Genomic DNA, 12,740 nt, shown 5'->3' on the forward strand with positions numbered 1-12,740 from the left:
CGGACGTCACGGGTGCACGGTCCGCAGCCATTTCGTCAGGATTGCGTTGACCTCGGCGGGACGCTCCTGCTGGATCCAGTGTCCGCACCCGTCCAGGATGTGCGAGGACACCAGGCCCGGAAGCGTCGTGGGGTAGTCGGCGATGGCGTCGGCCATCCAGGTGGTGGACGAGTCGAGGGCGCCTCCGACGAAGAGGGCGGGGCAGGTGAGGCGGGCCCTGTCCCAAGCGGCCAGGTCCTCCCAGTCCCGGTCGAGGTTCCGGTAGCGGTTGAGGGCGCCGGTCAGACCGGTCCTCTCGAACTCGGCGCTGCAGAGGTCCAGTTCGGCCTCCGTGAGCCAGGACGGCAGGGCGCCGCCGGTGAAGCGCTCGCGCATGGACCCGCCGGCGGGGACGAAGAAGGGGCTGTCCGTGCCCGGCGGCGGCATCGTGTCGCCGGAGAGCGAGGTGTAGAACCCTGCCAGCCATCCGCGTACGTCCGGTCCGATCTCCGCCTCGGCGCGGCCGGCCTGCTGGAAGTAGCTGACGTAGAACTCCTCGCTCCCGCCGACTCGTGCGAAACCGTCGGTAGGACGGACAGCCGCGTTCCAGGGAGCGTAGGGAACACTGAGCAGGGCGACGGCTGTGAACATGTCGGGCCGCAGCAGCGCGCTGTCGGCGGCGATGGCCGAGCCCACGTCGTGGCCGATGACGGTCGCGGTCTCCTCCCCCAGGGCGTGCACGACACCGACGTTGTCGCCGACGAGGGCCGTCATCCGGTAGGCGTCCGCCGAGCTTGGGGCCGAGGAACGCCCGTAGCCGCGCACGTCGACGGCGACCGCGCGGAAGCCCGCCGCGGCGACGGCGGACAGCTGGTGCCGCCAGGAGTACGACGTCTCGGGGAAGCCGTGGATCATGAGGACGAGGGGGCCGGTCCCCTGTTCCAGGAGATGGATCCGGCCGCCGGGGACGTCCACCAGCCGGTGGACCGCCCCGGGGACTGTTGCGGAGGGCCGGGCGGCGGGGGCGGGCTGCGTCATGTGTCTCCTCGGACTCCTGTGGCCGGTCCGCGCGACCGGTCCGCGCGACCAATCATTCGGCGGCGCGGCATCAACGGCCAAGCGAACTTGCCGTTACGGCAACCCGCGGGGCCGGCCGGCCCAAGCAGCCGCAGAAGGAAGCGCCCCGCCGCCTCGTCCTGGTCCGGGCGATCGCCTCGCACCTGCCGCACTGGTACGCGCCTCCCGCCCGGACGCCGTCCAGCCGCGCCTTGCCGGGAGGCGCCCGGCCGGGCGCCTCCCGGCAAGGGCACCGTCGTCTCAGTGCGCCGAGCCGTCCGGCACGAGGCCGTCCGCGGCCAGCCCCTGCAGGACGGCCTCACCCAGCGCCTGGACCGCGGACATCGGGCGGACCATCACGGTGAACTCCTTGATCCGGCCGTCCTGGCCGAACTGGAGCAGGTCGATCCCGTGGATCGCCTTGCCGTTCACCGTGGCCCTGAACAGGAGAATTTCCGAGGCTTCCTGGTCTTCCTCCGCGCTGGTGGACGCCTCGCCCTCGAAGTGTCCGACGTATCGGAAGTCCTCGAACGTGCGCATGAGGACGCCGAAGAGGGCGAGCACCGCCGGCCTGCCCTCGAAGGGCGTGAACTTCACCGGGCTGAAGAGGCGGACGTCCTCGGTGAACAGTTCCTCCAGTGCCGCCTGATCCCCCTTCTCGACGGCGGACCTGAAGCGCTGCGTGGTTCCGGTGGTCATGGTCATCACTCCCGGGCTACTGACGGTCGATGGGGTGACCGTTCACTGCGGTGAGTGTGGCGCAGGGCGGCCGGGCCGGTGAAGGCGGGTCAGCCGGGCCGGTCACCGTAGCGGACGGTGACCTTCTCGAATCCGAGCGAGCCGAGCAGACCCTGGAGCATGGAGGTGGTGTTCTTCTCCGCCCGCTTCGTGAGGCCGCTCTCCTTCGCGGCCTCCCCGATGTGCTGCGCCGCCAGCTTGTTGACCGCCTGCTCGCTGCCGGGGTTGTCGGAGAAGAAGTCGCCGAGCCGGTCGAGGAGACCGCGCTGCTTGGACACGGGGTAGGAGCGGTCCGGGTCGAGGGCAGGCTTGCCCAGTACGGCGTGGGGCAGCACGATTTCGGCCGTGGTGCGGTCCTCGTTGACGGTCACTCCCCCGGCGCCGACCTTACCGAGGTCGACGGAGGCTCCGACGGTGCCGGCGCCGACGTACAGGGTCCGGGTGCCCCGGATGGCGTCGGGCAGGTATTCGGCGTCCTTCTCCAGGTCGACGACCACCTGGAAATTACCGGCGGCGGCCTCGTACTCGCTCATGTCCTGGATGGACTTGAGCACTGCGGGGCCCGAGCGGTCCGTGGTCTTTTCGCCGAAGAGGTCACCGAACCCCGGCAGCAGGCTGAGCCTGCTGCCCAGGAACAGCAGGACCAGCGCCACCGCGCAGACCCCGGCGAATGGCAGGCATCCTCGCGTGCGGGAGCGGCGGGGCTGTGTGCTGCCGTGGCCGGGGTCACCGGCGCTGTCTGTCCTTACGTCAGTGGACGTCATTCCTTCCATGTGACCCGGCCCGGCGTTTTCAGTCCGCCCAACGGCCGGTTACGGCAAATCCGTTACACGAACCGGCTTCTGGCTGGGGTCGGGTGCCGGTGGGTGGGGGTCAGGCGCCGGTCGTGCCGTCCAGCCTTTCTCTCAGCAGGTCGGCGTGGCCGATGTGCCGGGCGTATTCGGCGATCATGTGGACATGCACCGTGCGCAGCGAGTAGACCGAGCCGCGCCGGATGAAGGTCGAATCGAGCGAGGCGCCCGCCACCGCGTCGTCGGCAAGGCGGATCTCCTCGACGAGACGGGCGTAGTCGTCGGGCGCGTGGTCGGGCGAGCAGTCCTCGAAGTCCGCGTCCTTGCCCTTCTCCGGGTCGTACATCGGGGGCAGGGACAGGCCCTCGAAACCCTCGCGGAACCATATGCGTTCCACCTTGGCCATGTGCCGGACGAGGCCCAGCAGGGTGAGGTTGGACGGGGCGACTGTCTGCTCGGCAAGTTGTTGGCCCGTCAGACCCGCGCATTTCTGCAGAAGTGTGCTGCGGTAGAACGTCAGGAAACCGGTCAGTGTCTCGCGCTCGCCGCCGATGAGCGATCCGGTGGGACGGGTGACTTCGGGAGCTGTCCATGTCATCGCATGATCATGCCTCCCGCCGGCCGGTGGGCGCGGGCCTGGTTGGAGGACGGAAGCCCTGCCGCCGGCCGGCCGGCGGCAGGGCTCCGGGTGCTGCGGTCACTCACTCCAGCAGATCGGCATACGCCCCCAGGGCCAGAGCGACGTCGGTCTGTGCCCAGAACCGGTGGTAGGTGAAGACCGGGGCGGCCCCTCCGTCCAGATACGCCTGAACCTTGGGCCAGTTCGGGTCGTCCTCGTAGAACGAGCGGATGGAGAGGAACGTCGAGTCGTTGTCGACGGTGTCGCCGTTGGGCATCGCACCCGTCCAGCCGTTCGGGACGTACACCGGGTCGTCGAACCTGTTGTAGTCGGCGCGGGTCTCGGGAACCGCGACCCCCGCGTCGTCCTGGTGGTGGCTCCACATGCCGTCGAGCAGTCCCTCGGCCGTGGCCTTCGCCTCGGCGTCACCGGACTTGGCGGCGTAGTAGGTCAGCGTCCTGGCATAGGCACCGGCGACACCGACGTCGTTGGTGTAGTCGGCGACCGTGACGTGGAGTCCGGAGTTCGCCCCGGGGTTCGACGCATTCCATGTGTCGGGCGCACCGGACCACTTGAGGGTCGACGGCATGAGATAGGTGCCGTCCGGGTTGATGGTCGTCTCGGACAGGGCCCAGTCGACCCACTTGTCGAGCACGGCCTTGGCCTGGGCGTCACCCGACTCGTGGTAGTACTCGGCGACGCGCTCCATGGACCACGCCTGGAAGCCGAACCACTGGTTCGACGGCGGGTCGTGGTAGACGGGCTTCTCGTCGTAGTACATGCCGTGGAACGTCGGTGTACCGGCCGGAGGCTGGGCGTAGCTGCCCTTCCAGCTGTTGGTCGCACCGCCCGCGATGGCACCCTCGTCGGACTGGAGCCACTGATAGAACTCCATCTGCCGGTCGAGGCTCTTGGCCCAGTCCTGCTGTCCCGTGGCCGACTTGGGCTTGAGGCCCGCCACGGAACTCAGGGCGTAGGCCGCCATCGGGTTCTGGTAGCCGCCGTGGGCGTGGCTGGATCCGATGCGCCAGGACCAGCCCGCCGAGGTGTCGGTGGCGCCGCCCCAGGCGTAGTACCAGGACATCAGGTAGTGCGCGCTGTCCTTGCCGCTGCCGGCGGGGCAGGTGGTCGGTCCCACACAGTTGCCGACCTTCTTGAAGTACTTGTCGAACATGGAGTAGCGGAGATAGTCGCCCATCTTCGCGGCCTTGCCGACGGTCGCCGAGACCTCGCCCGACTTGCCCTGCTCCTTGGCCCAGACATCGGCCCAGTAGGCCGCCTGTACGGCACGGGCGTCGGCGTCGGGGGCGTTGGTGAACTTCCACTGCTTCGCGTAGGAGGCGTCCCCGGTGAACAGGTCCAGGTAGCCGTTGTCCCCGCCGTAGGTGAAGTTGTCGCAGGTCGGGTGGGTGACGGTCTCCCAGACCGACTCCTGCGAACCGCGCTGGAAGGTGTTGATGTAGGAGGGCCCGGTCTCGGTGGGGCCGGCCGAGCACTTACCGGGCGTATTGCCGTATCCGTAGACGTTGTCGACGTCCTGGATCCAGTGCATCCCGTAGATGTCGTCGGTACCGTACGCGCTCTTCAGTTCGGCGGCGATCGGGTCCTGCCCGGAAGCTGCCGATCCGTCGAGGACGGCCGGGTACTCGTTCGGGGTGTCGTGCTCGGGGGCGTAGGTCGCGGGCTTCGACGCATTGTAGAAGGAGTTCGTGGACTGGTCGGCGTGCGTGGGGATCATGTAGGTCTCCATGGTTTCCCACGCACCGTTGAACTTCGTCCAGTCCCCGGTGATCTTCCCGTACATCGCCTGCAGCCAGATCAGGTAGCTGTACGCCTCCGACGTCGTCTCGTGTCCCTGGTCGGGTGCCTCGACGATCAGGGTCTCGACGGAGTGGTAGGGGATGCCCTCCGAGGAGAAGTAGCCGTTCGCGGGGTCGGTTATCTTCCCGTACAGGTCGAGGAAGCGGGCGTCGTACTCCTTCGCCCCGGCGAGCTGGGTGACCGTGACCTCGGACTTGCTGTGGCCGGGGGCCGTGACGGTGAAGGTCGCGGCGCCCGTGCCGGATCCGTCGGCCGAGACGGTGACCTTCTGGGGTGTCGACCAGTTCGAGGGAGTGAAGGTGAGGCTCGCTCCCCCGGTGACGCTCAGCCCGGAGTTGCCCGCGCTCCGCGCCACCGTGACGGTGACCGACGAGGCGGGCGCGGTGGACAGCGAGACGTCGAAAGTGCCCGACTTGCCCTGCTGCACTCCCAGTTGGGCGGGTGTGGCGACGACTGCCGGACCCGCGACGACGGTGATGCCCGCCGGGGTCGACTCCGCCGACGCGCCGAGGCTGTCGTATGCCCTGGCATACACGGAGTGGCCGCCGGCGGACAGCCCTTGGGCCTCGTAGGTGTACGGGGACGTGGTGTCCGTGCCGAGCAGCTTCGTGTCGTCGTAGAACTCGACCTTGCTGATCCCCGCCCCGTCGGCGGCCGCTGCGGTGGCTGCCAGGGGCACAGGGTCTCCGGCGGAGAAGACGGCGCCCGCCGCCGGACTGGTGAGGACGGTGATCGGCGGCTGATGGGCACCCACGCATGCCGTGCCGTTGACGGCGAAGGCGGCCGGTGCGGTGTTGGTGCCGCTGTAGGTGAACTGCGCGCCCGTCGTGACAGCTGCCCCGGCGGCGATGGAGCCGTTCCACGCGGCGTTCTTGACGGTGATGTTCCTGCCCGACTGTGACCAGGTCCCGTTCCAGCCGTTGGCCAGCTGCTGGCTGCCGGTGTAGGCGTAGGTGAGGGTCCAGCCGTCGATCGCGGCGGAGCTCCTGTTGGTGACGGTCAGTTCCGCGCTGAAGCCCGAGCCCCAGTCATTGGTCCTGTAGTCGACGCTGCATTGGACGGCGGCCGCCTGGGCCGGCGTGCCGGCTGCGGCGGTCATTCCCAGAGGGAGGGCCAGTGCGGCCACGAGGGCCGTCCACAGCAGCCTTCTTCCGGCTCCGGTTCTGCCGGGCCTCCCCGGTAACCATGTTCTTCGTGCGCGTCCCGATGGCATGCGCAGTACCTCCTCGCGGCTCGGCGACATGGGGGTGTGCGGGGTTGAGCACAAGCCTTGAACCAGTGGGAGCGCTCCCAGCATGAGGAGGAGGAAAAAGGGAGTCAAGACACTTGAAGAGTCGAATTATTTCGACAGCAAGAGATGCGAACTGGTGTGTTGACCGACACCACTTGACGCTCTACCGTCAAGCCACACCAGTGGGAGCGGTTCCACAGTCGACGTGCCGTAGGGGGCACGCCCGATCTGCAAGGAGTCGCTCATGTGTCACCTCCCGCACTTGTCGCACGTGTTCAGGCTGCTCCCCGGAGCAGTGCCCGGCATGGCCGCAGCACGCAGCGGCCCTCGTCGCGGCCGTGGGAATCCGCGGCCGCGACAGCCCGGACTGGGCATGTTCGAACGGTGCGGGCTCTGCGGGAGCGCTTCCTGGCCTTCGGGGCGGGACGGGACCCCGCACCCGGTGAGTCCGGGCTCGAAAGCACACTCCGGACCGATGGATCCGACCGGCTCCACCGGTCCGGTGGATCCCTCCGTGCCCCCGAACGAGGAGTACCGGCTTGGCCTGAACACCAAGAATCCGCGATCCGCGGACGAGAAGGACCACCATCCCGCTGGAGCAGGGTGCCCGGTTGCGACGCCCTGGCACGGGCTCCCCGGCAGCGGAGCAAGGGACCTGAGCTCAAGCACGCCGGCGATCCCGACGACCGCTCCGATGCGCACGCCGACGGCATCGGCCACCAAGTCCGCGGGCACGCGGAATCGCCCGCCGGCGTATGACATCTCCACGACCGCACCACCTGTGCGAACGGGGTCCGCAAGGGCCTCCCGCTCGCATCGGTCGGGCCGAAGTCCCCCTCGCCGCAGGCGAGATCGGCCGGAACGCCTGTACTCACCGGCTTCGCCGGCCGGGTGGCGCAGGATTCGACGACCAGGAACTCCTCGGACGGGCCTCGAGCACCTGTGACCGCTCATGGCCCTGTCCTTGATCAGCGACTACGACGGTATCCCCACCCCGTACGGAATCGGGCTGCGCGATCACTTGCGCGCCCTCGACAGCTGAGGAAACGGAATTCGCATGAGCCGCACGAGCCGCACCACCATGCGCCGATCCCGAATGGCGCTCATAGCCGCGGGAGCACTTGTCGCCGCAGCCGCGGGTTCCGCCGCCGCGGCGGCCCCCTTCGGATCCTCCGCCGCGGCGGCGGCGGGCTGCACAGTCGACTACAAGATCCAGAATCAGTGGAACGGCGGTCTCACCGCCGCGGTGAGCGTCACGAACACGGGTGCCGCCGTGTCCGCCTGGCAGCTGGAGTGGTCGTTCACCGGCAGCGAGAAGATCAGCCAGGGCTGGAACGCGGCGGTCTCGCAGAGCGGCGCCGCCGTCACCGCGAAGAACCTCTCCTACAACGGCGCTCTCGCCACCGGAGCTTCGGCGTCCTTCGGCTTCAACGCGACGGGCAACGGCAACAGTGCTGTCCCCGCGACCTTCAAGCTGAACGGGGTCACCTGCAACGGTGACACGACGGGCCCGACCGACCCGCCGGACCCGACCGACCCGCCTGCGGGCGACAGGGCCGACAACCCGTACCAGGGCGCCGAGGTCTACGTGAACCCGGAGTGGTCGGCCAACGCCGCCGCCGAAGCGGGCGGCAGCCGGATCGCCGACCAGCCGACGGGTGTGTGGCTCGACCGCATCGCCGCCATCGAGGGTGCCAACGGCGGGATGGGCCTGCGTGACCACCTGGACGAGGCGCTGACCCAGAAGGGCTCCGGCGAACTCGTCGTCCAGCTCGTCATCTACAACCTGCCCGGGCGCGACTGCGCGGCGCTCGCCTCCAACGGTGAGCTCGGCCCGACCGAGATCGGCCGTTACAAGAGCGAGTACATAGACCCGATCGCGGCCATCCTGGCGGATGAGAAGTACGCGGGCCTGCGCATCGTCACCACCGTCGAGATCGACTCCCTGCCGAACCTCGTGACCAACGCGGGTGGCCGGCCCACAGCCACGCCCGCCTGTGACGTGATGAAGGCCAACGGCAACTACGTCAAGGGCGTCGGCTACGCGCTGAACAAGCTCGGCGACGCGCCGAACGTCTACAACTACATCGACGCGGGACACCACGGCTGGATCGGCTGGGACGACAACTTCGGCGCCTCCGCCGACATCTTCCACGAGGCGGCGACCGCCGAGGGCGCGACCGTCAACGACGTGCAGGGTTTCATCACCAACACGGCCAACTACAGCGCGCTGAAGGAGGAGAACTTCGCCATCGACGACGCCGTGAACGGAACCTCCGTGCGGCAGTCCAAGTGGGTCGACTGGAACCGGTACACGGACGAGCTGTCGTTCGCCCAGGCGTTCCGCAACGAGCTGGTCTCGGTCGGCTTCAACTCCGGCATCGGCATGCTCATCGACACCTCGCGCAACGGCTGGGGCGGTGCGAACAGGCCGAGCGGCCCGGGTGCCTCCACGAGCGTCGACACCTATGTGGACGGCGGGCGTTACGACCGGCGCATCCACCTGGGCAACTGGTGCAACCAGTCCGGAGCCGGCCTGGGCGAGCGGCCGCAGGCGGCTCCGGAAGCGGGGATCGACGCGTACGTGTGGATGAAGCCCCCGGGGGAGTCGGACGGCTCCAGCAAGGAGATCCCGAACGACGAGGGCAAGGGATTCGACCGGATGTGCGACCCCACGTACACCGGTAACGCCCGCAACAACAACAACATGTCCGGGGCGCTGGGCGACGCCCCGGTCTCCGGGAAGTGGTTCTCCGCCCAGTTCCAGGAGCTCATGAAGAACGCCTACCCGGCGCTCTAGGCTCCACGTCGGCGGGCTCCGGGCGTCCCGTCGCCCGGGCCCTGCCGACGGGTGCGCAACTTGTCGAACAGAGCGCGTCCGCGAGTCTCCGGCGCGGACGCGCTCCGGCGCCCCGGCTCGGCCTTGGACCCGCTGCCGGGCTTCGCCTTGACCGCGGTCTTCGCCGTGGCAGAGGGCTTCGGCTTGGTGCCCGACTTCGTCGTCGCGGTGGGCTTCGACTTGGTGCCGGACCTGGCCTTGGCTCCCGCCTTCGCCGGGGTGGCAGGCTTCGCCTTGCTCCCTGACTTCGGTTCCGCACCCGGCTTCGCCGGGTCCGCTGCCGCCGGACCGTCCGCAAGAACGTGGTAGCGGTGGCTGATCCGCCGTCCCACCAGCGCGTATCCCAGCAGCGCACCGGACGTGTTGAGGATGACGTCGTCGATGTCGAAGGCCCGCCCCGCCACGAGCGCGCCCTGAGTCAGCTCGACGACCGCCATGACCAGCACGGTCAGCAAGGTCATCCTGATCATGCGGAGCCGGCGCGGAACCAGAAGCGGAAGCAGTACACCGAACGGTGTACCGAGCAGAATATTTCCGCCCGCCTGCTTGCAGGCGGCGAGGAACGTGTAGTCCTCGGCGTACTGTCGCAGAGACCGCCCCGGTTTCAAATTGGACGTAACGATGTCCTCCGACGCAGGCGACGGGGTGAGCGTCACCTTCGCCAGGACCACGGAAAACGCAACGAGCGCAAGGAAGGCCGCGACCAGCACTGCTGCGCGCAGCAGTAGCCGTCCCATGCTCTTACGTCGTGAACCGGCATTCGCCTCTGCTGTCATGGCGGAACTGATGCCCCCAACCCTCGCGGCCACACCCCTGACCGGGTGCGACCATGTGGGCATGAGCGCACTGCAGAAGGAAGAGCTACTGGCGGAGGCCGTCCGGCTGCGGGAGCAGGGCCATCCCGAACAGGCCAGGGAAAGCCTGCTCTCCCTCACCGCGGCCTTCCCCGAGGCCGCCGACGTCGCCTACCAGACCGCATGGGTCCACGACGTGCTCGGCCTGGAGGCGGAAGCCGTGCCGTACTACGAACGGTGTCTGCAAGGCGACGGCCTCACGGATGAGGACCGCCGAGGAGCACTGCTGGGACTGGGCAGCACGTACCGTGTCCTGGGCCGGTTCGGACAGGCGGTCGAGACGCTCCGGCGCGGCGTGTCGGAATTCCCGGACGACGGAGCGCTGCGCACCTTCCTGTCCATGGCCCTGTTCAACACGGGTGAGCATCACGAGGCCATGCAGCTCCTGCTGCGGCTGGTGGCGACTACGAGCGACAGTCCTCGAGTTCGCCGGTACCGGCCCGCCATCGAGCACTACGCAGCGGATCTCACGCGGACCATGTGAGCGCGGGCCGTCCGGTCACAGGCCGCTTGCGTCTCGCGCAGGAGACGCGCGCCGGAAAAGGGGGGAGCCCCGGCCGGATCGGGGGAATCCAGCCGGGGCGGCTCGTTCGCGGAAGCGGATCACTGCCTTGGCTGCCTCGCAGGCTCCGGCCGCTCACTCCCACGTATAGGTGAACGATAAACCACCAGCCGTCATTCCCGTCAACTCGCCCCTACCATGTGATCCACACCATGACCGGCGCTCCGCGACGGAAGGGACCCGGGCGATCGTCAGCGTGCCTCGCGGAACACGACGTGCCGCCCCGCGGCCGGGTCGAACTTCCGCAGTTCCAGCCGGTCGGGATGGTTGCGCCGGTTCTTGCGCGTCACGTAGGTGTGGCCGGTTCCGGCTGTGGACCGAAGCAGGACGACGGACCTGGTCTCACTGCGCACCATGGGGCCTCCAGACAGGGATTCCGACCCGTTGACGAAATGGCAACGGGTGTCGTTTTCATCTCTGGTCCCCACAACGCACGCCGGCCCGTCACCATTCCCGCCACGGAGCACCAGGGGCCCACGACACGATCGGCGGCGCCCTCCATGGCCGCACGACTTCTCGGGGACTCCGCGTGTGCGCTGATCCCTGGTCGGCGCAGGCGGGCGTATGCCGAGTCGCTCAGACCGGGTGACTTGCGCCAACACCCCAAGAAGGGCAAGGGTGTTCGGTAGGACTGCGATCCACCCGGCCGATGGCATATGCCGGAAGCAAGAACGCATCGAGTGTTGCCAAACCCCTTACAGGGTGCTCCGGCCTGTGCAACAGTCGTATGCGGTCCACCCCCACGAACCGGCCGTACCCCCTGTATCGGAGTACCAGATGCCGTCCCATCTGTCTGCGGACCGCCCCGCCCCACAGCCGCCCGAGCGGGATGCCGTCGACGCCCTGATCAACCGGACCCGGCTGCTTCGCGGCGACGTTGATGCCGTGCGGCGCGACACTTCCGTGATCGACGACGACAATCCTCAGCTGCGCTGGCAGCGGGCACTCTGTGAGCTCGCCGTCCACCAGCTCGATGACCTCGGCGAGCATCTGGGGCAGCTGAGGGACGGCATTCCCCACCCCATGGCCGAGGAGCCGACGGAGGAGGCCACCACGACGACGCCCGCCGGGCCGCCGACGGACTCGCTTCTCAGCAGGGTGGGAAGCGCCGAGTGGAACCTGCTGACCGACGAGGTCAGCTGGTCCGACGAGCTGTATCAGATCTTCGGCAGGCCCCCGGGGGCGGGAGCGCTGTCCCTGGACGAGCTGCCTTCCGTGCTCATCGCGGAGGACCAGCCGCTCCTGACCTCGATGGTGACCGACTGCCTGGTGGACGGCAGGCCGATAGACGGCGAATTCCGGATCCTGCTGCCCGACGGCGGGATGCGCACCCTGCACATGATGGGCGAGCCCGTACTCGACGGGGACGGCTGCACGGCCTCCATGTGGGCGGTCCTGCGCGATGTCAGCAGGCTGCGGCGCAGTCAGCACATGATGGGGAGAACACGGGAGACGTTGCGACGCCAGGAGCAGACGGCCCGGACCGAGCACCGGATGGCGGCGGAACTCCGGGCGGCCGTCCTTCCCACCTGGCGTGACTCACTGCAGGAACCGGGCAGGGGCACGAGCGGCCTGGACGTCGCCGCCCATTGTCTGCCGCCGGGGTCGAGCGACCTGATCGGTGGCGAGTGGTACGACGCACTGCCGCTCCCGGACGGAAAGACCCTCCTCACGGTCGGGGACCTCACCGGCCACGGCATTCCCGCCACTTCGGCCATGGCGACGCTGATCGGCGCGCTGCGCGGCATGGCCGTGGCAGGCGTGGACCCGGGGGCGGTCCTGGGCCACCTGAACCAGCTGATCGAGTGCTCGGCGCAGCCCGCCCTGGGCAGTGCCGTGTGCTGCCGCTTCGATCCGGAGGCCGGCACGCTCGTCTGGGCGCAGGCCGGGCATCCTGCGCCGCTGCTGTTCCGCAACGGAGTGGGGCACCCCCTGCCCACACCGGACGGGGTGTTGCTCGGGGCGGCCTCCGGAGTCACCTACGAGCAGGACCAGGTGGCCCTGCTGCCGGGCGACGTGCTGGTACTGCACACCGACGGACTGACACGGCAGAGCCGCCGGGACGCCGGCCCGGACCTGCTTTTGGGACTGGCCTCGCGGTTCGCCCGGGCCCGCACGGCGCAGGACTGTGTACGCACCGTGCTCGAGGAGCTCGAATCTGACGAACGGCTCGATGATGGTGCCTGTGTGTTGGTGGCCTGCGTCGAGGAGTGAGGCCGCTTCGTGGTGAGCCCCCGTAGACGCTGGGGA

Annotated in this window: 10 protein-coding genes; 3 read left to right on the forward strand and 7 right to left on the reverse strand. The window is 68.8% G+C overall.

Features of this window, described 5'->3' with window-relative positions; translation table 11 throughout:
* Positions 1–6 precede the first annotated feature (6 nt).
* The 5 genes from BFF76_RS20390 to BFF76_RS20410 form a co-directional block, all read right to left on the reverse strand.
* Positions 7–1,017, reverse strand: coding sequence for an alpha/beta fold hydrolase (locus tag BFF76_RS20390; protein WP_031096000.1), 1,011 nt, complete (start codon positions 1,015–1,017; stop codon positions 7–9).
* A 279-nt stretch (positions 1,018–1,296) separates the two neighbouring features.
* On the reverse strand, positions 1,297–1,734 hold the full coding sequence (locus BFF76_RS20395) for a nuclear transport factor 2 family protein (protein WP_031095997.1): 438 nt from the start codon (positions 1,732–1,734) through the stop codon (positions 1,297–1,299).
* An 89-nt stretch (positions 1,735–1,823) separates the two neighbouring features.
* Entirely contained in the window at positions 1,824–2,537 is a 714-nt protein-coding gene (locus BFF76_RS20400) for a DUF4230 domain-containing protein (protein WP_031095995.1), read from the reverse strand.
* A gap of 109 nt (positions 2,538–2,646) precedes the next feature.
* Positions 2,647–3,162, reverse strand: coding sequence for a DinB family protein (locus BFF76_RS20405; protein WP_065848774.1), 516 nt, complete (start codon positions 3,160–3,162; stop codon positions 2,647–2,649).
* A 103-nt stretch (positions 3,163–3,265) separates the two neighbouring features.
* Positions 3,266–6,217, reverse strand: coding sequence for a glycoside hydrolase family 48 protein (locus BFF76_RS20410; protein WP_107418459.1), 2,952 nt, complete (start codon positions 6,215–6,217; stop codon positions 3,266–3,268).
* A 1,099-nt stretch (positions 6,218–7,316) separates the two neighbouring features.
* Here BFF76_RS20410 and BFF76_RS20415 point away from each other — a divergent pair.
* A complete protein-coding gene (locus tag BFF76_RS20415; protein ID WP_053930132.1) occupies positions 7,317–9,035 on the forward strand; it encodes a glycoside hydrolase family 6 protein in 1,719 nt (572 codons plus the stop codon).
* On the opposite strand, the gene BFF76_RS20420 is transcribed toward BFF76_RS20415, so the two are convergent.
* Positions 9,032–9,811: a VanZ family protein gene (locus tag BFF76_RS20420; protein ID WP_244167310.1), complete on the reverse strand. Its 780-nt coding sequence runs from the start codon at positions 9,809–9,811 to the stop codon at positions 9,032–9,034. The genes BFF76_RS20415 and BFF76_RS20420 overlap by 4 nt on opposite strands.
* Before the next feature lie 100 nt (positions 9,812–9,911).
* On the opposite strand from BFF76_RS20420, the gene BFF76_RS20425 reads away from it, so the two are divergent.
* Positions 9,912–10,412 (forward strand): tetratricopeptide repeat protein, encoded by a 501-nt coding sequence (locus tag BFF76_RS20425; protein ID WP_065848783.1) that lies wholly within the window; start codon positions 9,912–9,914, stop codon positions 10,410–10,412.
* Between the two features lie 269 nt (positions 10,413–10,681).
* Here the strand turns inward: BFF76_RS20425 and rpmG are convergent, their stop codons facing one another.
* Positions 10,682–10,846, reverse strand: coding sequence for a 50S ribosomal protein L33 (gene rpmG, locus BFF76_RS20430; RefSeq protein WP_065848776.1), 165 nt, complete (start codon positions 10,844–10,846; stop codon positions 10,682–10,684).
* 421 nt (positions 10,847–11,267) lie between these two features.
* Here rpmG and BFF76_RS20435 point away from each other — a divergent pair, with 421 nt between their 5' ends.
* Positions 11,268–12,704: a PP2C family protein-serine/threonine phosphatase gene (locus tag BFF76_RS20435; protein ID WP_065848777.1), complete on the forward strand. Its 1,437-nt coding sequence runs from the start codon at positions 11,268–11,270 to the stop codon at positions 12,702–12,704.
* Positions 12,705–12,740 lie beyond the last annotated feature (36 nt).

Source organism: Streptomyces mutomycini, assembly GCF_001700505.1.
Taxonomy (GTDB): Bacteria; Actinomycetota; Actinomycetes; order Streptomycetales; family Streptomycetaceae; genus Streptomyces; species Streptomyces mutomycini.